Here is a 22,900-nt window from a genome sequence, read left to right on the forward strand (position 1 = left end):
TTCGCGGGCTGGCCCGCGAAGAGGCCGGCACAGGCTAAAGATCAGAAGCTGTAGCTACCCGTCACCACCAGGCTGCGAGGATCCCCTACCATGATCTGCGCAGCACTGGTCGCCGAACTGTAGTAAGTCTTGTCGGCAATGTTGCTCAACGCCGCCCGCACATCCCAGTCATGGGTGCGGTACCCCGCCAGCGCATCCCAGCGGCCATACCCCGGCAGCACCGTGGTGTTCTGGTTGTCCGCGTAACGTTCACCCACCAGCGTCAGGCCGGTTTCGGCATACCAGCCCAGCTCCGGTTTCCAGGTGACGAACAGGCTGCCATTGCGCTTGGCCACATCGTTGATGCGGTTACCTTCCTGGCCGTTGTTGTCCTCGACGATGATCGCATCCTGCAGACCGATGCCGCCGCGTACATACCAGTTGCCGACGATGTTGCCGGTGGCGGTCAGCTCGATGCCGCGCGAGCGCTGCAAGCCGCTAAGCAAGATGTTATTCAGGTTTTCCGGATCACGGGTGCGGCGGTTGTACAGTTCCAGCTCGTAGACGGCCAGGGTGGTGGTCAGGCGCTGGTCGAGCCATTCGCTTTTCACCCCGATTTCTTTCTGGCGAGTCTCTTCCGGCTTGGCGTCGTTGCCGTTGCCCGGTGCATCCGGGGTGATGCCGATCAGGCCGCCGCCCACCGGCGAGAAGGTCTTGCTCCACGAGGCGTAGAACGAATGGTCACGCCATGGCGTGTAGACCACGCCCAGGCGCGGGCTGGTGCCGTTGCTGTCCTGCGGTTCGCGTATGCCGTCCTTGTTGGTGGTTTCCACGTCGAACTGGTCGAAGCGCACGCCAGCCAGGATTTGCCACTGATCGTTCAGGCGGATCTGGTCTTGCACGTAAAGGCCACGGCTATCGACCACGGTGTGGTTGTTGCTAGACACCGTCATCGGGCCATTGTGCTGCAGGCTGCGGTCTGGGTTGTTCAGGTCCAGGCCCGGAACCTGCTGGCCACCCTTGTTAACAGGCAAGGTGGTGTACAGCAGCGGGTCACGCCGCTGGTGACCGAATTCCAGGCCCACAAGCAGCTTATGTTCCAGGCCCATCGAGTCGAAGTCGCCCTCGGCTTCCAGGTTGTTGAACAGGTTGCGGGTGTTCAGGTCCTGCTGCCAACGCTGGCGGGTAACGGTGTTGGTACCGGCGTTGTAGCCGACGACGTAGGTGTTGTCGAACTCACTGTCGAGCTTGAACAGGCCCAGGGTATGGCGCAGCTGCCAGGTTTCGTTCAGTTGGTAGTTCAGGCGTGAGCGCAGGGACTGGGCGCGATCATCGATGTAGTCGCGCTGGTCGCCGTAGGTGGTACTGCGGCTGACGTCGGCTGGGCGGCCATTCACCCCGGGGATGCCACGGTCGGGCGTGCGGTTGTAGCGGCTGTATTCGTACTGCACCAGCCAGTTCAGGTCGGGGTTGATCTGCCAACTGATCGATGGGGCGAACAACTGGCGGCTGCCGTCGATCCCGTCGCGGAAGCTGTTGTTATCTTGGTTGCCCATGTTCAGGCGCAGGCTGACGGTGTCGCTGGGGTCGGCGCTGAGGTCGGCATACAGGCTGCGCAGGTCTTCGCTGCCAGCTTGTGCCTCGATGGTCGAACGGCGGCCTTGTTCCGGTGCCTTGCTGACCCGGTTGACGATGCCCCCTTGGCTGCCACGGCCATACAGCACTGCCGCTGGCCCTTTCAGTACCTCGACCCGCTCGATGTTGTGCAGGTCGCGGATGTACTGGCTGTCGTCGCGAATACCGTCCAGGTAGAAGTCGTTGCTGGCCTCGAAACCGCGAATGCGCACGCTGTCGAAACGGGTGTCGGCGCCACTGCTGACGTTGGGGATGCCTTCCAGCGCCTTGCCCAGGGTGTTGCTGCCGTAGTCCAGCACGTTGGCGGTTTTCACCGTGTCGATCGCCTGGGGCACGTAACGCACTGGCGTTGAGGTGCGGGTGGCGGTGCTCACCTCTTTGACACGCGGGTTGTCCTTCTCGCGCTCGCTGTCGGCGGTAACCGATGACTCCGGCAGCGTGGTGGTGGCGGCACTGGCCAGGCTGGCGCTGAACAGCAGCGACAGGCCAAGCGTGAGGGGGGAAAGGCGGCAGGGTACAAGCATGGGCACATCCGGACCGGGCAGGTGAAAAAAGAGGTGCGAATGGTAATGCTTGCTATTTGCTCTTGCTTGGGTAATTGTAAAGGCTTGTCTTTACATATGTGTCTATTTGTAACAGGTGCTTTTGCTGCGAAATCGCCCTTCGCAGGGAATTTGTCCGTTCGATCAAAACGCCTTTTCCGGGACAAGATAAATTGCCCACTGATAGCGCAAGGTGGCGTGAAAATGCACCAGACCTGCCGGTCATTTTGGTTATATCAACCTGCATTTCACGACTTTTTGACATTTGTAATCGCACACGGCTAGGATTCGGCCAACGCCTGCTGGCCATGATCTTGGCCAAGCTGCTGCCAAGGGCCGCCGTGTACTTACCGGCAGGCCCACCAGGCTGGATCCGCATAGCGTCGAACCTACGAAGGGGCGTTGGTTCCTGGCGTCATAGTGCAGAGCGTTTTTGATTAAGAAATAAGGAAAACAACATGTTGAAAACCAGGATCAGCCTGGTCGCCCTGGCGATGATCGCCGCGACCCAGGCACAGGCCAATGACCAGGCCGACAGCAAGGGCTTCATCGAGGACAGCCACGCCAACGTCCTTCTGCGCAACGCCTACATCAACCGCGACAAGAAGCACGGCACCGACGACCAGATCGAATGGGGCCAGGCGTTCATCGGCACCTTCAACTCCGGTTTCACCCAGGGCACCGTTGGCGTCGGCGTCGATGCATTCGGCTTGTACGCTGTTCGCCTTGATGGCGGCAAAGGCCACAACGGTGGCGGCGGCGTCGACTTCTTCAAGCCGCACGAAACCACCAACGCCGAAGGCAACGCCAGCTCGCCGCACAACCTGGCCCGCGCCGGTGCAGCAGTGAAATTCCGCATCTCCAACACCGTGCTGAAGTACGGTGACCAGATGCCAGCACTGCCAGTGCTGCAATACGACGATGCGCGTCTGCTGCCAGAAAGCTACACCGGTACCCTGATCACTTCCAAAGAGATCCAGGGCCTGGAACTGAACGCCGGTCGCTTCACCCAGGAAGCGCGCAAAAGTGCCGAGGGCCGCGATAGTGGCGGTCTGAAGTCGATCAACGTCTTCGGTGGTAGCTACAAGTTCACCGACAACTTCACCGCTTCGCTGTACACCGCCGACACCGAAGACGTGATGAAGAAGCACTACCTGGGCTTGAACTACGTCTTCCCGATTGCCAGCGACCAGTCCCTGACCCTGGACTTCAACGGCTACAAGTCGGACATCGACAAGCAGTACGTCCAGGCTGCCGGCCTGAACGGCGACTCCAACACCATCTGGAGCCTGGCTGCCACTTACGCGTACGGTGCACACTCGTTCACCCTCGCCCACCAGCGCAGCACCGGCAGCACTGGCTACAACTACGGCTTCTACCAGAACGCCGGTGGCGTGGGTGACGGTGGTTCGACCATCTACCTGGCCAACTCGTACTGGTCTGACTTCAACGCCGAAGACGAGCGCTCCTGGCAGCTGGGCTATGGCCTGGACTTCGGTGCCTACGGCATCCCGGGCCTGACCTACAAGCTGGCCTACGTCGTGGGTGACAACATCAACACCCGCAACGTCGCCAACCCGCAGGGCTTCGGCGAAGGTAAAGAGCGCGAGATCTTCAACCAGATCCGTTACGTGGTGCAGGACGGCCCGGCCAAGGACCTGTCCATCAAGCTGCGTAGCTCGTTCGTGCGTACCAACAACGCCGTGCAGCAGAACGGTTACAACGACGACGGCAACGAAGTCCGCGTATTCGTTGAGTACCCGATCAGCATCTTCTGATCCTGGTCTGATGTATCAACAGCCCTGGCTTATGCCGGGGCTGTTTCTTTTCGGCGCACGGCCTTTGCCGTCATGGGCGTCACCTCTCCATTCTCCGGTGCAAAGCTGTCGCTGCGTGCCATTCGCCACATCCGCGCATAAAACTCGCTTTCAATCGAGCCACTGAGCAGTTCGCCTGGCTTGAGGAAGGTGTGCAGGTCCGAGAACAACCCGATTTCGCTGGGGCTGATGCGCCGCGCCAGGTGCTTGGGCTTGAGCTCCGAGGGGTGCTCCAGGCCCGCGGCAGCCAGCATTTCGGCCAGTGCATGCAGTGTGTTGCGGTGGAAGCTGGCAACCCGTTCGGCCTTGTCTGGCACCACCAGGGCGCGCTGACGCAGCGGGTCTTGCGTGGCCACGCCGGTCGGGCATTTGTTGGTGTGGCAGCTCTGCGACTGGATGCAACCAATGGCGAACATGAAGCCGCGTGCCGAATTGACCCAGTCCGCGCCGATGGCCAGTACGCTGGCGATATCGAAGGCACTGACGATCTTGCCCGCCGCGCCAATACGAATGCTGGAGCGCAGGTTCAGGCCAACCAGGGTGTTGTGCACGAACATCAGGCCTTCACGCATGGGCACGCCCATGTTGTCGCTGAACTCGCGAGGTGCCGCGCCGGTACCGCCTTCCTTGCCATCCACGACGATGAAGTCCGGGGTGATGCCGGTAGCCAGCATGGCCTTGGCGATGCCCATGAACTCCCACGGGTGGCCCAGGCAAAACTTGAAGCCAACGGGTTTGCCACCCGACAGCTCACGCAGGCTGGCAACGAACTGCAGCAATTCCACTGGTGTGCGGAAGGCGCTGTGCGCTGCCGGCGAGATGCAGTCCTCGCCTACGCGCACACCACGGGTTTCGGCAATTTCGGGGCTGACCTTGTGCCCTGGCAAGATGCCGCCGTGCCCCGGTTTGGCACCTTGGCTGAGCTTGATCTCGATCATCTTCACTTGCGGCGAACGGGCTTGTTCGGCGAAGCGTCGAGGGTCGAAGCGGCCGTCCTCGGTGCGGCAGCCGAAGTAGCCGCTGCCGATCTCCCAGATCAGATCACCGCCATGTTCGCGGTGGTACGGGCTGATGCTGCCTTCGCCGGTGTCATGGGCAAAACGGCCCATGCGCGCACCCCGGTTCAGGGCGGCGATGGCGTTGGCGCTGAGTGCGCCGAAGCTCATGGCCGAGATGTTGAAGATCGAGGCCGAGTAAGGCAGGCGGCATTGCGGCCCGCCAATGGCGATGCGGAACGATGCCGGGTCTGGCGTAGCCACTGGCAGCATGGAATGGCTGATGAACTCGAAGCCGGGCTTGTAGGCATCGTTGAGCGTGCCGAAGGCTTTCTCGGCGCTTTCGTTCTTGGCGCGGGCGTACACCAGCGAGCGCTGCGAGCGGGAGAACGGCAGTTTGTCGTCGTCACCCTCGATCAGGTACTGGCGGATTTCCGGGCGGATGGTTTCGATCAGGTAGCGGATATTGCCCAGAATCGGGTAGTTGCGGCGCACGGCATGGTGGCTTTGGCGCAGGTCGTTCAGCCCGACCAGGCTGAGCAGGGCGGTGATCAGCGTGAGTGGCCAGAGCCAGGCATGCTGGGGCAGCAGTGGCAGGCTGGCGAAGGTGAACAACAGGCAGATGGCAAGGCAGGCGTAGCGGCTGGGCAGAGAGTGTTTCATGGGTCCATCGCAGGCAGGATGACCGGGCATAGGATAGGCAAAGGCGGGCAGGGGAAAACCTGGGTAATCGGTAAAAGACTGTTACCTGATTGCGTATTCCAGAGCGTTCGCGGTCCCCTGTAGGACCGCGTCTGCCTTTAAATGGGCAGCAGTATGCTGACCCGCAACCCACCGCCTTCACGATTTGCCAGCATCAGCTCCCCCCCATGGCTGTTGGCAATCCGTTGAGCAATGCTCAACCCCAACCCATACCCACCGGATGCCTGGTTACGCGACCCTTCACCACGCACGAACGGGTCGGTGATGGTCGCTAGCAGCGCTGGCGCAATCCCTGGCCCACGGTCATCGATATGGATGAACACCCCCGTGGTAGCCCGTTCCAGTGTGACCGAAACGTCCTTGGCGTATCGCAATGCATTCACCAACAAGTTTTGCAGGCAGCGCTGCAGCAGCAGGGCATCGAGCTGTGAATGACCCGCTTGGCCATGCACCGGTAGCGGTTCTTCAGGGGTAGCCAGTTCGGCGCACTGGCGTGCCACCAGCCGGTCCAGGTCCACTTGCTGCAGGTTCAACTGCTCCCCTGCGCGCAGGTAGTCGAGTACCTGGCCGATCATGTCGTCCATCTGCGTAATGTTCTGCCGCAGACGCTGTCGGTGCTCATCGTCGGGCAGGCGCTCCAGGCGCAGGCGCATGCGGGTCAGCGGGGTACGCAGGTCGTGAGACACGGCGGCCAGGAAGTAGGCCTTGTCGTTGACCATGGCAATCAGGCGTTGCTGCATGGCATTGAAGGCCTGGGCAGCCTGGCGCACTTCCTCCGGGCCATCCAGTGCCAAAGGCGGTTGCTCAAGGTTGCTACCCAGGCCACGTGCGGCATCGGCCAGGCGCCGCAAGGGGCGCAAGCACAGGCGTACGGCTATCAGGCACACCAGCAACACCGCGACGATGCGCAATGCATATACCCGCAACAGGTAATCGCTGATCAGCACCCAGGCCGACTCGCCGCTCCAGCCTTGCAGTTCCTGGCCGTCGATGGTCAGCCAATGGCCATCGGCCAACGGCACCGCGAACTGGATATGCGCCTGGGCCGTGCGCAGCCCGAACAGGCTGCGCCAGACGATTGGCTGGCCCAGCTCATCGGTAAGCTGCACCTTTATCAGGCGCACGTCCTGAGCATGCCCCAGTTCGTATTTGAGGGCCTGATGCAGCAACAGCTCGACACGCCTGCGCCCGCGGCGCTCGTCATGTTCTGGTGTGGGCAAGGTTTCGGCACAACGCAGGTGATAGTGGGCGGGTACCTGCAACGTGCCCGCGTGGCAGTCGGCCTGGGCGATGAGCGGTGCACTGCGTGCGGCGATCAGCCGAATGGGGGCTTCGAGTACCTGGGCGAAACGCACATCGAACCAGATGCTGCTCGACATCAACTGAATCACCAACGTACCGCTGACCATGATCAGCAGCAGTTGGCCAAACAAGGTACGTGGCCACAGGCGGCGAAGCCAGCGCACCTCAGGCATCCGCCACGTTACTGGCGATGCTCAGCAGGTAGCCTTCATTGCGGATGGTGAGGATTTGCGCGGCACCTGTCGGCGCGCGGCGCAGGTGCTGGCGCAGGCGGCTGACGCACATGTCCACCGAGCGGTCATCGGGTAGGTGGTCGCGGCCGAACGCGCTGCGGGTCAGTTGGTCGCGCGAAACCACCCGGTTGTTGGCTTCCAGCAGTTCGCGCAGCACGCGGTAGTCGGAGCGTGGCAGGGTCAGGGTTTCGCCATCGGGGCGGGTGAGCAGGCGCTTCACATGTTCCAGGCGGAAGCCCGCGAACACTTGGGCATCCACCACGGCAGGTTCTTCGACAGCGGGCTCCAGCCGTTGCGGGCGCCGCAGCACGGCCTTGATCCGGGCGATCAGCTCACGAGGCTCGAAAGGCTTGGCCAGGTAGTCGTCGGCGCCGACTTCCAGGCCGATGATGCGGTCCAGCGTGCTGCCCTTGGCCGACAGCATGATCACCGCCAGCCCTGGGGTCGCTTGCAACTGGCGGCACAAGCTAAGGCCGTCTTCACCTGGCAGCATCAGGTCGAGCACCACCAGCTCCACTTTGTGCCGGGCCAGCTGGTCGCGCATTTGCTCGCCGTCGGCAGCCGCCAGCACGTTGTAGCCGGCATCTGTCAGGTAATCACAAAGAAGTTCGCGGATCTCGTCGTCATCGTCGACAACCAGCAGGGTCGTGCTCATGTGGAAAAACACCTGTTTGGTGAGGGCCTGTGGCGCTCATTACCTTCAATTACATCCCCGTACATGTCGGGTCTGGAGCCCGGAGGGCCGATCCCTAGAATCCTAACAAAAAATCATCTGCAAATACGAAGCCTTCCCAAATGAATCCCATGAGTACCTCGCAAGCCTTCACCCCCATCAGCCGAAGCGGCAACCGCATCAAGCCGCTGACCTTCTTCGTCGCCGTCACCATTAGCGGTGGTGCCATGGCGGCCGACAGTAAACCCCTGGAGCTGGACGCCACGCAGATCGAAGACAGCGCGTTGCTACCCGCCGACGATGCGGGCCAACTGGGCTACACAGTCGAGAGCACCCGCAGTTCCACCGGCCTGGCGCTGACACCACGACAGACGCCACAGTCGGTCACCACCATCACCCGCCAGCAGATGGATGACCGCGACATCCACACCATCGAGCAAGCGCTGGAAACCACGCCGGGCGTCACGGCCAACAAGTCCGAGGTGGGTGGGCGTACCGACTACCGTGCCCGTGGTTACTCGATCAGCAACTGGAAGGTCGATGGCTTGCAGACCCAGGGCGGTTCCGACTTCAGCGGCAGCGGCAACGCGCTGAACATGGACCTGTACGAGCGCATCGACATCGTGCGCGGCGCCAACGGCCTGCTGGGCGGCACCGGCGACCCTTCGGCCACCGTCAACCTGATCCGCAAGGCCCCCACCAAAACCTTTGGCGGCAGCGCCTACGCCACCTACGGCAGTTGGGACAAACGCCGCCTGGGCGCCGACCTCAACCTGCCGCTGTCCGAAGACGGCCGCCTGCGTTCGCGCTTCGTGATGACCCAGCAGGATGCCAATTCGTTCCGCGACAACCAGTCCGAGCGTTCCCGCGCCGCGCTGGCAAACTTCGAATTCGACCTGGACGACGCCACCACCCTCGGCGCCGGCTACCAGTACGAGTACAACAAGGTGGTGGGCGGCGGCTGGGGCGCGAACATCCCGATCTGGTACCGCGACGGCAGCAAGACCGACCTGCCACGCAGCACCAACGTGGTACCCAGCTGGAGCTTTGGCGAGTACACCACGCGCACCGCGTTCGGCTCGCTGGAACACCGCTTCGACAACGACTGGACGCTGGACCTGAAAGCCGCCCAGGCCACTACCGAAGCCCTGAACCACCGTGGCCTGGCCAAGGTCAACTCGGCCGGTCGCGGCACCTATGGCGGCTACTGGGACCAGGACGGCAGCGGCGCTGTGCTCAACGGCCTGCACAGCTCCAGCGACACCACCCAGCAGTCGGCGCAGATCGACCTGTCCGGCCCGTTCCAGCTGTTCGGCCGCACCCACCAGGCCATGGTCGGCTACAACGACAGCCGCACCGTGGGCTGGTCGCCGGAGTACACTTGCACCATGGTTGGCGACGGCATGGCCAGCGCGCCTGCATTGGGCTGCCAGTTCCGCGCCAACAACGGCTTCCCGTTGACCGACTGGCGCAATGGCGTGGATGACGACTACGACATCATCGCCTCGCGTACCGGCCGCCACAGCAAAACCACCACCCGCCTGCAGGGCATGTACGCCGCCACCCGCCTGAGCATCACCGACCCGCTGTCGGTGATCGTCGGCGTGCGCACCAGCAATTATGCCTCCGTCACCCGCAGCGTGGCCGGTGCACGCAGCAGCCAGGAAGAAAACGGCATCGTCACCCCCTACCTGGGTGCGGTGTACGACCTCAACGACAACTACTCGCTGTACGCCAGCTACACCGACATCTTCACCCCGCAAACGTCTGAAACCAGCAGCGGCAGCAAAGTGGAGCCGATTCGTGGTCAAAGCTACGAAACCGGTATCAAGGGCGAGTGGTTCGACGGCCGCCTGAACGCCTCGGCGGCGTACTTCCGCACCAAACAGGAAAACAAGGCGGTGCTGGACGGCGACCTGACCACCCCGACCGGTGGCAACGCCTACAAGGCCGGCTCCGGCCAGGAAACCGACGGTATCGACCTGGAAGTCGCGGGCGCCCTGACCCCGAACTGGAACGTGTATGCCGGCTACACCTACCTGCACTTCCGCCGCGTCGACAGCGATGGCCGCAGTGATCCATCGCACCTGTTCAAGGCCTCGACCACCTATCGCCTCAGCGGCCCGCTCGACCGCCTGACCCTGGGTGCCGGTGTGACCGCGCAAACCAACATCCGCGCCATTTCCAGCCCGGCTGGGCAGCCCACCAATGGCGTGAGCAACGGTGCCACCGACGTGAACTGGTCCGGTTATGCCATCTGGAATGCCATGGCCAAGTACCAGCTGACTGACGACACCAGCGTCAGCGTCAATGCCAACAACCTGTTCGACAAGCACTACTACACCCAGTACGGGTTCTATGCGGGGGCGATTTATGGTGATCCGCGTAACCTGTCGCTGACCGTTAGTACGGCGTTCTGATCAATACTGCCTGGGGCTGCTTCGCAGCCCATCGCCGGCAAGCCGGGCTCCCACAGGTACAGCGTAGCCCTCTGGCATACGGGGCTCCTGTGGGAACTGTCTTGCACTAGACCTGAAAGCTGGCGCGATCACTGTAGGAGCGGCTTTAGCCGCGAACACTGGCGCAGCCGGTGCCATCCCCCTGCTATCCGGTCTCTGCCTCCCGTCCTTGGTCAGTCGGCTTCTCCAAGCCCCCCTCGAAACGGTCCCAATCCTCACCAAACAACTCCACCGGGTGCATGGTCCGATCCGCACCATTGCCACAGGCCAGTGATTTGGCTGAGCAGTAAAGATCGCATCCCCAGCAGATGCGTTCGGGATGGCTGGGGTTTGTGGGGAATTTCTTGGCCATGCTTCCGTCCCTCAATTGCTGACAGATCTCAGGCTAGGCTGCGTGCTCATCTCAAGCTTGATTGAGATCAAACTTGGGAACGAATCCCAAGCGGTGCTCACATTCTGAATCAACATCGAGCACCACTCTTCCGCATGATGAGTGCGGCAAGTGCTAAAAAGGTCATCTCGCAGCGTGACTGCTCGGACGAAGTCTCTATTTATTCGACAGGCGACTCAATGACGACTGACAAAATTGAAGGTGAGGGGCGAGATGCCTTCATCGCTAATATTTCACCCATGCTCGATGGCCTGAACGACCAGATGGCAACCATGGCCCAGCTACTGGCTGCCTGCCATGACCCGATCAAGGACGATGCTGAACTCCAGGCGCGGATGGCATTGATCGATGAGCTCTACTCCCACGCGGACAGCGAAGGTCACGCAGCGTCGCGCTTTGCGGAGATGGTGGCGGATCGAGTGTACGAGTATGAGAGTGAGTCGGTATTGGTGCCGTTCGCGAGCCAGGCCGAAGCGCTGGCCTTCCTGCTGTCGGACAGGGGCGTGAAGCAAAAGGACCTTGCGGCAATAGCGACCCAGAGCGCGGTTTCAGAGATTCTGAATAACAAGCGGAAGATGACAGTTGCCCAGATAAAGGGCTTTGCTGAGTTTTTCAGCGTACCGGTCGAGTTTTTCATGCATGGGGTTTTTTGAGATCAAAGCCTTTGCTTCACCGAAGGGCGCATGCAAAGCGACCAAGTATAAACATCCGCTCCATTTGTGCATCGCTACCGGAGCAGCCACATGAAACATTCGGCCGGTACGCTGAGTGTTTAAGCAAAGCCCTGTATCCAGGTAACCTCTTTTAGCCACCCTGCTGGTAAGTAGACGTTCTGCCAATACACTGAGGTGAATGTTTTACAATCTTGCGAACCCCGTTTCGATGGGGTGTCGCAGGGTCGATGATGCACCTTGCCGTATCGCAAAAGGAGTTGCTTTGGAGCACCATTCAACTGGCAGGCGCGGCGTGAGCTACGCGTCGGCGCAGCGGCGGCAACGCAGGGACATCCCTTCCATTATGCGCCGGGTGACGCTGGGCGTTGTGCTCGTCTGGTTGGCATTTGTGGCAAGCCTGGGCGTGTGGATAGCGCAGCGCCTTACGGCAGAAGAGCTTAAAAACCTGGCCGCAGGCGCCGAATACGAAGGCCAGATAACGGGGCGTGTCGTAGACCGCCTGTTCACCGAAATGGCCAGTGTGGCCAATATGGTGGCCCGCCAGAGCGAGGTCATCCAGCTCGCTGCCCGATATCGCCATGATCCACCCGGTTTCGCGGCACTCACGCGTGAAGAACGCGCGTCGAATTTCACCCGTGACCCGTTGGTTCGAAGCGTGGGTGATTTCATGGACCGATTGTCCAGTGATCTGCACTATGCCCGCATCTACATGAACAACCTTTCCGACGATACGGTGACGGCCAGTAACTGGGCGGAGTCGTTCAGCATTGTTGGCCAGATCTATTCGGGCAGGGCTTACCTCATCGATGCACTGCGCACTGGCAGTGGTGAAATGTTCGGCATCGCCCGCCTGAACAAGACACCCTCCTATTTCGTAGCCAGCCGCATTGACGGTGCCGATGGCAAGCCACTTGGCTCTGTCACGGTCAAGTTCGATGCCCCGGACATAGCCCTTTATCTCACGGGGCGTCACATAGCTTTGATTGTGGACCGTCAGGGGCGTGTGACTACCGCGTCCAGCGAGTTGTTCATGCTGCGCAACGTGGCGGCGCTGCTGCCGCCTGATATACCCAAGCCAGTGGATGGCGACGAAGAGCCGGGTGAGCCTATGGATATCCGCCCTATGGCCGATCAATGGCTCATTGACGGGCAGCCTTACCTGGTGCGGCGCCAGCCCCTGAACGACGCGCACTACCAGTTGCTGACGTTGGCAACGCTTGACCACCTCCAGCCGATGCGCCAGCAGTACTACTGGACCGTGGCATCTGTGGCAGCGCTGGGGTTGATTTTGATTTTGCTCTCCAGCCGTGTGACCGCGCAAATGCTGATGCGCCGCCAGGAAGAACGCTATGCGGCAAACTATGACGCGTTGACCGGCTTGAAGAACCGGCGTGCGATTCTGGCGGCCTTGCATCGGCATTTCGCGTTGGCGAAACGAACGGGGCAGGGGGTGTTAGTGGCATTTATCGACCTCGACGAATTCAAGGCGATCAACGACACCTACGGGCATGAGGTGGGGGACCAGTTCCTGATCGAAGGCAGCCGACGACTTCAGGGCGGGTTGCGGGCGACGGATGAGCTTGGGCGCTGGGGTGGCGACGAATTCGTTGTGATCGGGTTGACGGCTTCGGTCCATCCAGGCGAGATGGCGCAAACGGCCTCAGACATGCGCCGACGGCTGGTACCGCTGCTGGTTGGTAGCTACGAGTTTGACGAATGCCGTTTTGATTATTCCGGAGCGAGCATAGGTATTACGAGTGTCGACCCTGCTGCGACATCGCTGCAGGCGGCGCTTAGAGCGGCGGATCAGTTGATGTATGACGATAAAGAGGTGCGGCGGGGGTTGCGGAGGGCTTGAGGGGGGCTGCTGGGAGCCGCTCTACAGCCCCGTTTGGAAGTACCTGCGCGGAGGACTTTCATGGGGTGCTGTAGGTAACTTCGCAGCTGGTCTGCAACGCTGGTCCGGCGGATTACTCGGTGAAAGCGCGTAAGGTACTCAGCTGCCTGAATCGCGAACTTATGCGGCTTCTCGTGCTCCTTTCGGTGTTGCTGTATCGCCAAATTGGCGATACGATCAGGCCATGTCTACCAAATACCGATTTCGCGACAAGTACCGCATCGAGCTCAGGGAACGGGACCATCTGCCGCCCCACGTCCACCTTACGGGCGGTGGAGTGGATGTGGTGATCAGTCTGGAATCTGTAACTGTTACGCAAGGCAGGGCACCTGCCAAAGTAGTGCAAGACGCCCTGGCCTGGGTCGCGGCCAATCAGGCCGATTTGTTGAAGGAGTGGATGAAATGGCATCGATGAAACGTCCCCGTCTGAAGGCTGTTCAGCCTCGGTCGGGCGCCACCCTTGAGCTTACCTTTACCAATGGTCAGCATTTCACCCTCGATATGACCGATGCGCTCAAGGCGTATCCGGGATTGGCGCCACTTTCCAAGCGACAAGCCTTTGAAGGCGTCGTATTGGGCGACGGGGGATGGTCAGTGGAGTGGCCAGCGCTGGATATTCAGATTGGAGCGGATACCCTGCTGCTGGACGCGCTTGCGCAGAACGCTCCTGATGAAAATACCCGGGTTTTCATTCGTTGGCGTTTGCGACACCGGATGACGCTCGATCAGGCTGCCGAAGCGCTGGGCGTCAGTGCCCGTAGCATCAGCCGTTATAGCAGTGGTCGTGAAGCGGTTCCGCGCACATTGGCGCTGGCTTGCTTGGGGTGGGAGAGTTTGGAGCAAAAAGCTGCCTGACAAGGTCTACTGAGTCCTGCCGATGGGTTTGAGGTTTGCTGTTCTGGTCTGAGATTGCCAGGGCCGCTTTGCGGCCCATCGCGGCACAAGGCCGATCCTACAATTTGAACTGCGCCCGTGCGTTGTGTGCCAAGGCCCTATAGTCGTCGATGATGTCCTCCCTGCAATTATCTCCGTAGTCCTCGTAGAAGCCACTTTGGAATGGCGCCGTGTGAATCACGGTGAATCTCTCATGCCACCCCCCGGTTGAGTGATGAGTGCGTGAGGGAGAGCTGTATCGAATTGGTCGGCGGTGATATCCAGATTGTGATCTTTGAGCCTCAGCCAGATGTGGCGTTGCTCCGTATCTTCCTTCAACTCACCCGTTACCACGTCGATGGTGACGCCTTCGTGTTCCTCGCACAGAAACCACGCCAGCAGCAAACTCGCGAATTCGCAGCAGTTAGTGGGAAACATGGAAAATAGACGGAACGCGAACCATCGCGGAGGGGTTTGCCGGAACGCCTTTGAGAATGCCAACGCGGACTGCTCAACGTCTAGCGCAAGGCTGGGGGAGTTCGTCATCTGAGTCATTCCTCATAGCCGAAAACAAAAAAGGCCCACCTTTCGGTGAGCCTTTTGAGTACTGCGTATGGTGCGGCACTAGGAGTCGAATCGTAGGGTAGAGTATTGATTCTAATATTATTTTTCTAGTTTATGAAAAATTCTATCTCTTAAACTATCCTTGGGCATCCGTCCAATCCCTTGCGGCCAAGATATGTAGCAACTTTTTTTACTTAACTTACAGGCGCGAGTAGGTTGGCTCCATTTTTGATACTGAAGCGTACAGCCACCCCTGGGGTCAACTACTGAGCCAGGGGTGGAGTCAATTAAACCAAAGTTTCGGTCTATATAACGGACTTAGAATGTACCTCGCAGGGTCACCATGTAATTGCGTGGATCCCCATAGAAGTTGCCATTCGCCGCGCTGGAGACCGTCTGGTAGTAGGTCTTGTCGAACAGGTTGTTGGCATTGAGCGATACGGTCCAATAATCGTCCACACGATACCTCAACAGGGCATTCCAGACCGCATAGCCACTTTGCTTGTAATCGAAAGGAATGTTCGACTCCACCACGTTGCCATTACCATCCACCCGCACCGTGGTGCCACTGACGTAGGTGGCGCTTTGGACGTCGACGCCGCCGCCCACGGTCCAGTCCGAGAACTCGCCAGGCAACTGGTAGGTCGACCACAGCTTGAACTGATGCTTGGGCGTGATCGTGCTCAGGGCCGTGCTATCGGTCTCGTTCTTGTTGTAGTTGTACACGTAACTGGCCATCAGGTTCCAATCCTTGAGGATTTCGCCCGTCGCCTCAAGCTCGATGCCCTTGCTGATGACCTCGCCCTGGTTCACGTAGCAGCAACTGCCGCCATACAGCACAGATGCCTGCGGGTAGTTGGTGTCCTGCACCGCACCGTTCTTGCGTTTGGTGTAGAACACGGCAAGGCTGGTGTTCAGGCGGCCGTCGAACAGCTCGCCCTTGATACCCAACTCGGTGGTCTTGCCCTCCAGCGGCTCCAGTACGTCGTTGCTGCCGATCGGCCCGCGCAGGTAGCTTTGCTGCGGCTTGTAAATCTTCGAGTAACTGCCATACAGCGACCATTGGTCATCGAGGTCATAGATCGCGCCGAAGTACGGCACGAAGCGCGTCGGCTCGCGCATGTCGATGTCGCTCTGCACTACACCGGCGTTGGTATAGACCTGCTGGAAGTGATAGCGGGCCGCTCGGCCGCCGAGGATGACCTTGAGCGGGTCGGTCACCTGCAATGTCAGCCGCCCGTAGAGGCCGTACTGTTCCTGGGTGTTGGGGCTGTAGTCACGGGGAGTCACCAGCGAGATGGTGGTCGGCTTCCAATAACCGGGGTCGAACACATCGATCGGCACACCGGTCCCGGTGAACACCCCCGAGCCCTGCCAGCGGCTGGTGACGCGCTGATAGTCGGCGCCCAGTACGAACTGGTGCTCGCGGCCAAAGGCGTCGAAACTGCCGGACAGGTTACTGTCGATGAGGTCCTGACTGGTGGAATAGACGTTATAGCTGGCGCGCCAAACGGGCCCGGCCAAGGTCACCGGGTTGACGGCGTTGCCCGATACCGCTGCCAGTGCCTCGCCGGCGTCACGGGTATTGGTGTACGAGACGTTCAATTTCCAGTCGTTGTCGAAGTAGTGGTCGACCTTGGTGAAGATCTCTTGGGAGATGTTGTCCATGTAGGACCAGTTCTGCCCAAGGTTGGTGTGACGCGCAAGCCCGATGTCCTTACCCGTGGTGTAGCGTGGCAGGCCCAGAGACGAGTTGGAGTGGGTGCTTTCATACATGCCGCCCAGGGTGAAGATGGTCTGAGGGCCCAGATCGACCTCGAACACCCCGTAGATCGTGGGTTTTTGCGTGGCCAGTTTATCTGTGAAGTACTGGCGGTCGGTATAAGCCGTCACCAGGCGCCCGCGTACGTTGCCGCTGTCGGTCAAAGGGCCGGTCACGTCGATTTGCGAACGGTAGTTGTCCCAAGAACCGGCGGCGGCCTCGAACTTCAACTGAAAGTCCGAGAGCGGGCGTTTGCGCACGAGGTTGATGACGCCACCGGGGTCGCCCACGCCGCCGAACAGCGCACCAGATCCCCGTAACACTTCTATGTGGTCAAATTCGGCCAGGTTATAAAGCCGGCGCGAGTAGAAGCTGGTGGCCACCGAGGAGAGTGCCATAGGCGCCGCCCCGTCGATCTGGATGCTGTCAATGTTGAATCCGCGCGAGTAGAACTCGTAGGTGTCGCTGGTGGTTTTCTGCACCGTGACCCCGGGAGCCATTTTCAACGCATCCTGCAGGCTCGTGACACTACGATCTTCAATCAGCTGGCTGGACAGCACCGACACCGATTGTGGCGTTTCGCGCAGGCTGGTCGGGCTCTTGGAGCCCACGCTCACCGCACCGGTGGTGTAGGACCCACTGTTCTCGGTCATCTCGCCCATGCCCTGCCCACTGACCAGCGTACTCCCCAGCTCCAGCGCCACGCCGCCAGTGGTGGCCACGGGGTCTAGTATCCAGTTGCCATTGGCCGCTTGGGTGGCGCCAAGGCCTGAGCCCTGCAATAGCATGTTCAGGCCCTGCTGGACGGTGTAGTCGCCGTTGATTGCGGTCGCATACTTGCCATGGACCAGCGCGGGGTCAAATGGCAAGTTGATGGCGGCAGCCTGTGCAAACGTACTGAGTGATTGCTCCAGCGTGCCTGCAGGCAGATTGTAGTGACGTATTTCGCTCTGCTCGGCATGTACCGCGCAAATCGGCAGCGCAATGCTTGCAGCGCTGGCAAGCAGTACGCCACGCAGCGCTATGGCAAGGCGGGTCCTGGGAACATGGCGAGGTGAATACGCGGATGACATGTGGATCGAGCTCCATTCGTTTGGCAGGGTGTTTTCCCTATTGGCCGAAGTGCTCGGAAAAACCCGCAGCGTGAAACCCGTTTTTTTGCAGATTGTTCTCAGCGGGCAACAACGCGACGCCAGAACCGTGTGAAACGCTCGACCCTGACGGGCATCGAATCGCCCAATGCATCTAGTGCCAGGTCGATATCGTCAAGCTGGAAAACTCCAGACACTTTCAACCCCGCGACCTGGGGGCTACAGCTAATCCAGCCTCGCTGATAGCGCGCCAGTTCCAACAGCAGTTCCTGCAGTGGCAGGCTACGCGCTACCAACTGACCTCGGGTCCAGGCGCTGGCATCCATTTCGCTTTGCTGAAGTTTGCGGCTACCCTCGGTGCTGATCGAGTATTCCTCGCCTGCAGCAACCAACTGCTGCTGCGTGGACTGGTGGATGAGGACCCTGCTCTGTTCGACCAAAAGCTGGGTACGCGTTTCTTCTTGGCGTACCGCAAAAGCTGTACCCAGCGCCTGTAAACGCGCCTGGGCGGTATGCACCCAGAAGCTGCGACGACCGGCAGGTGAGCCTTCGTCCGGGCCTGTGTCGATGAAGATCTCACCCTGCAGGAGATTGATGAGGCGCTGGCTATTAGTAAATGCCACCTCCACGGCGCTGTTGGTATTGAGCTGCAGCCGTGTACCGTCGGCGAGTATCACCGTTCGTCGTTGGCCTACGCTGGTGGTGTAGTCGGCGCCCCAGAGCCGAACCTGCTCTTGGCTTTGCCAGCCCACGCCCCCAATGACCAAGCCCGTGCCCAGCACCTGAAGCAGCCGCCGACGGCCCAGCTGGTGATGTTGCATGCGCTCGAGAGTGTCACGCGCGACACCGCCCGGTACGCCTGGGAGGCTAGCGAGCTTGCTGAAGGTAGACTCATTGCTCTGCAATGACTGCCAGGCGGCCTCATGCAGGGGATGAAGCTTGCGCCAATACAGGCAACCTTGCAGGGCAGGTTCATCAGCATATCCGGACTGCAGGCGCACCATCCATGTGATTGCTTGGTCGAGCACTTCATCCGGTATTTCGGCGCGTGTTGCACTGCTCATGAGTTGGCGAAGTAGCAATGACGAATCGCTTTCGCCATGTAGCTTTCCACAGACCTCAGGCTGACCCCCAGCTGCGCAGCGATCTCCTTGTAGCCCAACCCGTCCAGGCGCGATAGTAAAAATGCGGTTCGCACCTTGGGCGGCAAGCCATCGAGCAAGGCATCCACCTTGGCCAAGGTCTCAAGCAGGATCATCTGTGCTTCCGGGGAAGGCATCAACGCCTCAGGCAAGTTGGTCAATGCATCCTTATATGCCCTCTCGACTCGATCTCGGCGTGCGCGGTCTATCACCAGAGCGCGGGCGATTGTACTCAGCCAGGCTCGTGGCTGACGAACATCCTGAATGCGATCAACTTTGCCTAGCACATTGACGAACGTATCCTGAGCTAGGTCGGCAGCGTTATCCCCTTGGCGCAGACGTTTGCGCAGCCAGTCGACTAACCAAGCATGATGGTCGACATAGAGGGACTGAACATCAGCCTGCGTTGCAGATGACACGGGCGGTGTAGGCACTGCAGCCCTCTTGTTGGCATAGAGTTGCGTTTGAGAATATCTCTCATCTTATATGGGCTCAATTGTGCTTGACAAGCTACTGCAATGAGAGGCGTTCAAAAATTGAAAACATCGGTTCTTTCAAACGTTGAACACCCATAGCTTTTGCATTCGGCGAACGAGCAGACGTACGGTCAGCACATAGCGATACCTCGTAGCTGCACTGTGTTCGCCTAGGCAATGGTCAAGAAACCAAGCGACGTGCTTTCTCTGCCAAGACCACGGCGTCTTCCGTTGCCAGCGTTCTGCGATTTCGGCTTGGATAATCTTTGCCTGCTGCAAGTGGCGTTGTCGCGTAGCGTGCGATCCCTTCAGCACCGCAGACAAGAACAATTCCATATCGAATGCCTTACTCATCTGCGACCTCCTATGTAGGCAACGACCACGTCAAAGCGCCCGTGCCCCAGTTCATAGCTGATTTGCCATCGGGCCTCGCGGTCAAGACGCCAATTGAACTGGCAACATTCACCGCCGTTAATTGGCGCGCGGTGTTGGGTAATTTGCTCGTAGCGTTCACACGCGAACGCTGCCCGTAGTTCGTGGAAGCCTTTGAGGTTGTGCGCATGCAGAATGGAGCGCGCTGGGCGGATGATTTTTTGCGCAACATTCAGGTAGCTTTCGTGTGGCGCAATCAGGTTGTGACTACCCGCGGGAGAGACCTGCCGTGCAAACTCAAGTGCTGCTCGAACATGGTCATCCACCGCAATCCAACGTGGCGCCGAGGCACAGGCGCGACCGCCTTTGGTGCCGTCCTGGATGTTGATCCTGCCGAGATCTTCAGCCTCACGGGCAAGTCGTAGCAGGTCAGCCAAGATGGCCTCACGCAAGCGCATGCCGGTGGCTCTTGCCAGCAGAAGGATCGCTGCAGCCCTTCTCTGGTCACGGCGGCAAAGCGCATCGACGATTTGTTTAACCTGTTCGCGATCTTGGCCCTGCGGCACCGAGTGTCGAACCCCTGTGCGCAGCATACCCAGCGCCTGGCTCGGGCTGGGCAACTTCACGCACTGATCACCGCGAAGCGCCGCCATGGTCCTGTTAACGCTGGATAGCCGGTTCTGTGCGGTGCTGATAGCCAGTTCACCACGCCCAATAACGTCGCGCAGATAAACTGCATAGTCGGCCAACACCCTTCGATCAATCTGCCGCGCATCATTGATACCGGGCCCCTGTTCGGACCGGCACCACCTCACGAATGCCAGCCACCGATCACAGTGTGCCTTGACCGTGCCGTAGTGGCCGCCGCCGAACATGTCTTTTAACGCCTGCGGCCCTGCATAGCTCAGTTGTCTGCCGTAACCGAAATTGCGGCCATCGCGTCTGCCTATCAATGCCATGTCGATCACCTCATCTACCGTTCTCCGATCCTCACCCCACGTCATCCCGCCAAGAATGTTGAGTGTTATCAGGGATCAAGGCCCCTGCGACCTGTGGGGAATGTCCACTACGCGGGACTGGCGGCTCCTTACGTCCGGGAGCAAGGGCATCTCATGATCTGACCTCCTGAGCACCGTTACCGGTGGGCGGGTGGAGGCTGCACTGGCTGACGAGACAAGTGCCGCGAGATCCTGAGCCGGGTGAACGCAGCAATGCGATGACCGGGGCATGCCTGACTGTCAGTCAGGTGCAGTCCATTCCTTGGTCTGCGGCACCATCATCTACAGCGCTGTTGCTGGTGACATCGGCGTTTGTCACGCCGATTGTCACGAGGGGGAATGCCGCAAAGCCTTGTGCGATCAGGGCTGCTGCAGTGGTAGAAGTGCCCGTCTCTTTCCACAGAAAGAGACGGGCACAGGTTGGCGCAATCTTCGGCCAAGCGGATAGGTTGCTGCAGGGCAGCGAGGTACGGAGTATCTGGCGCACGAGCGCTATGTGTGTAAGAGCATCCATCACATGGGTAGTGACCGGGCGAGCTGCCGGATGCGAATCGCCCTTGGGGAGAACCACCGCCAGAGCGGCGTGACCTTCAAGGTTCGGGTCACCTAGGGTGCTGTCATCGACAGCGCTTGCAACTCCCGGTCTACGCCTGTGGACAATGTTAGTCAAGCAAAGCGATTTCAGGGATTTAGCGCCTGTGGATAAAACTATCCCCCGGTGGACATCTGTGGTTTTCCACAGACGTACGCTGTGCCAGCGGTTTTTTTTCTTAGGTATGGTCCTTTCAAACAGGGCGGCTTTGCAGCCCCGTTTGAAAGGACCCGCGCGGAGGAGCTTCATGCGGTGCTGTGGGTAACTTCACAGCTAGTTGAGGTGGTGGTGCGGCGGGTTACTCGGTCCTCTTGGCACTGCGAAGGCGCGTGACGTTCTCGCCCGTCTGCTTGGCAAACTCATGCGGCGTCACATGGTCCTCGCGGTTCGCCTCCAGAAACCGGCTCCACCAGGTCATGATCATCCGGCGCTCTTCGAGGAACTCGGCCTTGTGGGTATAGGCGGCGCGCACGTTGTTGCGTTCCTTGTGGCTCATCTGGCGTTCGATCGCTATCTCTGACCACAGCCCGGACTCGACCAGTGCACTGCACGCCATGGCTCGGAACCCGTGGCCGCAGATATCCACCTTAGTGTCGTAGCCCATCGTTCTGAGCGCGGCATTCACCGTGTTCTCGGACATCGGTTTCCACGGTTTTGCATCTCCCGCGAACACTAGGTCGAACTTGCCGGTGATCGCGTGGATCTGCTCAAGCAAGCTCACTGCTTGCGGCGATAAGGGTACAACGTGAATGTCTCCGGCCATTTTCGTACCCCTTGTGGAAAACGGTACGCCGTCGAGCGCCGGGCGAGTGTCGGGGATCTCCCAGATGCCGCGATTGAGGTCGAACTCGTTCCAGCGGGCGAAGCGCAGCTCACTGGAGCGTACGAACACGTGCAACGACAGCATCACGGTAAGGCGTGTGAGTGGACGACCTTTGTAGCCGTCGATGCGCGCCTGTAGCTCTGGCAGCCTCGATAAGGGTAGTGCGGGTCGATGTGTAACCCGTGGTGCTCTGATTGAGCCATCGAGGTCGTGGGCTGGATTCGTCGTAATCAGCCGCAGCCGTTTGGCTTCGCGCATGATGCTTTGCAGGTAGTTCTTGATCCTGAGCGCCACGTCGATGGTGCCGCGCTTCGTCACGGCTTCCAGTGGCTGCATGAGGTCATGGGTGTCCAACTCAATGATTGCCCTGGCACCGAGTAAAGGGAATACATGAGTCTTCAACCGGCTGAGTACAGTCTTGGCGTGGCCCGGCGCCCACTTGGGCACCATCCCGGCATACCAATCGAGCGCAACGCTTTCGAAGGTACGGCCATTGATTACGGCTTGCACCTTGGCCTGCTGCTTGGATTGGATGGGGTCAATGCCGTTGGCGAGCTGCTGTTTGAGCTCGAAGCGCTTGTGGCGAGCGTCAGCCAGCCCGACCACCGGGTAATTGCCGAGTGAGGTCAGGCCCTCGCGACCATCGGGCTTCACGTACCTGAGCCGCCAGCCTTTGCGACCGTTGGGCTTCACGAGCAGGTAAAGACCATCGCCGTCAAAAAGCTTGTACTCACGTTCGCGAGCCTTTGCAGTGCGGCAGGCGTTGTCGGTAAGGGGAGCCGTTGTGCGAGCCATAAGGGTACTTTCCAATGTCGAATTGGTAGGTATCCTTAAAAGTACCCTTATTAGCGCTGGCTACCCTCGGAATCCGACGGAACGCCAAAACGAAAAAACCCGCCAGAAGGCGG

Annotated in this window: 18 protein-coding genes; 6 read left to right on the forward strand and 12 right to left on the reverse strand. The window is 59.9% G+C overall.

The window, feature by feature from the left end:
* Positions 1 to 41 precede the first annotated feature (41 nt).
* Positions 42 to 2,138, reverse strand: a complete 2,097-nt coding sequence (locus QQ992_RS01215; protein ID WP_286111989.1) for a TonB-dependent receptor — start codon at positions 2,136 to 2,138, stop codon at positions 42 to 44.
* 476 nt (positions 2,139 to 2,614) lie between these two features.
* On the opposite strand from QQ992_RS01215, the gene QQ992_RS01220 reads away from it, so the two are divergent.
* Positions 2,615 to 3,934: an OprD family porin gene (locus tag QQ992_RS01220; protein ID WP_105947381.1), complete on the forward strand. Its 1,320-nt coding sequence runs from the start codon at positions 2,615 to 2,617 to the stop codon at positions 3,932 to 3,934.
* A 29-nt stretch (positions 3,935 to 3,963) separates the two neighbouring features.
* Here the strand turns inward: QQ992_RS01220 and QQ992_RS01225 are convergent, their stop codons facing one another.
* From QQ992_RS01225 to QQ992_RS01235, 3 genes are all read right to left on the reverse strand, one after another.
* Entirely contained in the window at positions 3,964 to 5,631 is a 1,668-nt protein-coding gene (locus QQ992_RS01225) for an FMN-binding glutamate synthase family protein (RefSeq protein ID WP_286111990.1), read from the reverse strand.
* A 137-nt stretch (positions 5,632 to 5,768) separates the two neighbouring features.
* A complete protein-coding gene (locus QQ992_RS01230; RefSeq protein WP_286111991.1) occupies positions 5,769 to 7,145 on the reverse strand; it encodes an ATP-binding protein in 1,377 nt (458 codons plus the stop codon).
* On the reverse strand, positions 7,138 to 7,860 hold the full coding sequence (locus QQ992_RS01235; protein ID WP_286111992.1) for a response regulator: 723 nt from the start codon (positions 7,858 to 7,860) through the stop codon (positions 7,138 to 7,140). Before QQ992_RS01235 ends, QQ992_RS01230 begins: the two co-directional genes overlap by 8 nt.
* Before the next feature lie 140 nt (positions 7,861 to 8,000).
* On the opposite strand from QQ992_RS01235, the gene QQ992_RS01240 reads away from it, so the two are divergent.
* A complete protein-coding gene (locus QQ992_RS01240) occupies positions 8,001 to 10,298 on the forward strand; it encodes a TonB-dependent siderophore receptor (RefSeq protein WP_286111993.1) in 2,298 nt (765 codons plus the stop codon).
* A gap of 184 nt (positions 10,299 to 10,482) precedes the next feature.
* Here QQ992_RS01240 and QQ992_RS01245 read toward each other — a convergent pair whose 3' ends face one another.
* Positions 10,483 to 10,689, reverse strand: coding sequence for a DUF3079 domain-containing protein (locus QQ992_RS01245; protein ID WP_286111994.1), 207 nt, complete (start codon positions 10,687 to 10,689; stop codon positions 10,483 to 10,485).
* Positions 10,690 to 10,907: 218 nt separating this feature from the next.
* On the opposite strand from QQ992_RS01245, the gene QQ992_RS01250 reads away from it, so the two are divergent.
* The 4 genes from QQ992_RS01250 (at position 10,908) to QQ992_RS01265 (ending at position 14,154) form a co-directional block, all read left to right on the forward strand.
* The gene (locus QQ992_RS01250; RefSeq protein WP_286111995.1) at positions 10,908 to 11,381 is read left to right on the forward strand and encodes a helix-turn-helix domain-containing protein; all 474 of its coding nucleotides are present in this window, start codon (positions 10,908 to 10,910) and stop codon (positions 11,379 to 11,381) included.
* A gap of 283 nt (positions 11,382 to 11,664) precedes the next feature.
* Positions 11,665 to 13,260: a sensor domain-containing diguanylate cyclase gene (locus QQ992_RS01255; protein WP_286111996.1), complete on the forward strand. Its 1,596-nt coding sequence runs from the start codon at positions 11,665 to 11,667 to the stop codon at positions 13,258 to 13,260.
* Between the two features lie 223 nt (positions 13,261 to 13,483).
* A complete protein-coding gene (locus QQ992_RS01260) occupies positions 13,484 to 13,714 on the forward strand; it encodes a DUF4160 domain-containing protein (RefSeq protein WP_286111997.1) in 231 nt (76 codons plus the stop codon).
* Positions 13,702 to 14,154 carry a DUF2442 domain-containing protein gene (locus QQ992_RS01265; protein ID WP_286111998.1) on the forward strand — a complete coding sequence of 151 codons (453 nt, stop codon included), beginning with the start codon at positions 13,702 to 13,704 and terminating at the stop codon, positions 14,152 to 14,154. The genes QQ992_RS01260 and QQ992_RS01265 overlap by 13 nt, the downstream gene beginning before the upstream one ends.
* A 216-nt stretch (positions 14,155 to 14,370) precedes the next feature.
* Here the strand turns inward: QQ992_RS01265 and QQ992_RS01270 are convergent, their stop codons facing one another.
* The 7 genes from QQ992_RS01270 to QQ992_RS01300 form a co-directional block, all read right to left on the reverse strand.
* On the reverse strand, positions 14,371 to 14,718 hold the full coding sequence (locus QQ992_RS01270) for a hypothetical protein (RefSeq protein WP_286111999.1): 348 nt from the start codon (positions 14,716 to 14,718) through the stop codon (positions 14,371 to 14,373).
* A gap of 336 nt (positions 14,719 to 15,054) precedes the next feature.
* Positions 15,055 to 17,571, reverse strand: coding sequence for a TonB-dependent siderophore receptor (locus tag QQ992_RS01275; protein WP_286112000.1), 2,517 nt, complete (start codon positions 17,569 to 17,571; stop codon positions 15,055 to 15,057).
* Between the two features lie 98 nt (positions 17,572 to 17,669).
* A complete protein-coding gene (locus QQ992_RS01280) occupies positions 17,670 to 18,653 on the reverse strand; it encodes a FecR domain-containing protein (protein ID WP_286112001.1) in 984 nt (327 codons plus the stop codon).
* On the reverse strand, positions 18,650 to 19,165 hold the full coding sequence (locus QQ992_RS01285) for a sigma-70 family RNA polymerase sigma factor (protein WP_286112002.1): 516 nt from the start codon (positions 19,163 to 19,165) through the stop codon (positions 18,650 to 18,652). Before QQ992_RS01285 ends, QQ992_RS01280 begins: the two co-directional genes overlap by 4 nt.
* 120 nt (positions 19,166 to 19,285) lie before the next feature.
* The gene (locus QQ992_RS01290) at positions 19,286 to 19,561 is read right to left on the reverse strand and encodes a hypothetical protein (RefSeq protein WP_286112003.1); all 276 of its coding nucleotides are present in this window, start codon (positions 19,559 to 19,561) and stop codon (positions 19,286 to 19,288) included.
* Positions 19,558 to 20,538 carry an integrase domain-containing protein gene (locus QQ992_RS01295; protein ID WP_286112004.1) on the reverse strand — a complete coding sequence of 327 codons (981 nt, stop codon included), beginning with the start codon at positions 20,536 to 20,538 and terminating at the stop codon, positions 19,558 to 19,560. Before QQ992_RS01295 ends, QQ992_RS01290 begins: the two co-directional genes overlap by 4 nt.
* Positions 20,539 to 21,467: 929 nt before the next feature.
* On the reverse strand, positions 21,468 to 22,787 hold the full coding sequence (locus QQ992_RS01300; RefSeq protein WP_286112005.1) for a tyrosine-type recombinase/integrase: 1,320 nt from the start codon (positions 22,785 to 22,787) through the stop codon (positions 21,468 to 21,470).
* Positions 22,788 to 22,900: the final 113 nt, after the last annotated feature.

It is taken from the genome of Pseudomonas kurunegalensis (assembly GCF_030291635.1).
In the GTDB taxonomy this organism is placed as follows: Bacteria; Pseudomonadota; Gammaproteobacteria; order Pseudomonadales; family Pseudomonadaceae; genus Aquipseudomonas; species Aquipseudomonas monteilii.

Bases quoted from the DNA above. Each gene is read 5' to 3' on its own strand.
- QQ992_RS01215 (WP_286111989.1), bottom strand. From the start codon at position 2,138: ATGCTTGTACCCTGCCGCCTTTCCCCCCTCACGCTTGGCCTGTCGCTG.
- QQ992_RS01220 (WP_105947381.1), top strand. From the start codon at position 2,615: ATGTTGAAAACCAGGATCAGCCTGGTCGCCCTGGCGATGATCGCCGCG.
- QQ992_RS01225 (WP_286111990.1), bottom strand. From the start codon at position 5,631: ATGAAACACTCTCTGCCCAGCCGCTACGCCTGCCTTGCCATCTGCCTG.
- QQ992_RS01230 (WP_286111991.1), bottom strand. From the start codon at position 7,145: ATGCCTGAGGTGCGCTGGCTTCGCCGCCTGTGGCCACGTACCTTGTTT.
- QQ992_RS01235 (WP_286111992.1), bottom strand. From the start codon at position 7,860: ATGAGCACGACCCTGCTGGTTGTCGACGATGACGACGAGATCCGCGAA.
- QQ992_RS01240 (WP_286111993.1), top strand. From the start codon at position 8,001: ATGAATCCCATGAGTACCTCGCAAGCCTTCACCCCCATCAGCCGAAGC.
- QQ992_RS01245 (WP_286111994.1), bottom strand. From the start codon at position 10,689: ATGGCCAAGAAATTCCCCACAAACCCCAGCCATCCCGAACGCATCTGC.
- QQ992_RS01250 (WP_286111995.1), top strand. From the start codon at position 10,908: ATGACGACTGACAAAATTGAAGGTGAGGGGCGAGATGCCTTCATCGCT.
- QQ992_RS01260 (WP_286111997.1), top strand. From the start codon at position 13,484: ATGTCTACCAAATACCGATTTCGCGACAAGTACCGCATCGAGCTCAGG.
- QQ992_RS01265 (WP_286111998.1), top strand. From the start codon at position 13,702: ATGGCATCGATGAAACGTCCCCGTCTGAAGGCTGTTCAGCCTCGGTCG.
- QQ992_RS01270 (WP_286111999.1), bottom strand. From the start codon at position 14,718: ATGACGAACTCCCCCAGCCTTGCGCTAGACGTTGAGCAGTCCGCGTTG.
- QQ992_RS01275 (WP_286112000.1), bottom strand. From the start codon at position 17,571: ATGTCATCCGCGTATTCACCTCGCCATGTTCCCAGGACCCGCCTTGCC.
- QQ992_RS01280 (WP_286112001.1), bottom strand. From the start codon at position 18,653: ATGAGCAGTGCAACACGCGCCGAAATACCGGATGAAGTGCTCGACCAA.
- QQ992_RS01290 (WP_286112003.1), bottom strand. From the start codon at position 19,561: ATGAGTAAGGCATTCGATATGGAATTGTTCTTGTCTGCGGTGCTGAAG.
- QQ992_RS01295 (WP_286112004.1), bottom strand. From the start codon at position 20,538: ATGGCATTGATAGGCAGACGCGATGGCCGCAATTTCGGTTACGGCAGA.
- QQ992_RS01300 (WP_286112005.1), bottom strand. From the start codon at position 22,787: ATGGCTCGCACAACGGCTCCCCTTACCGACAACGCCTGCCGCACTGCA.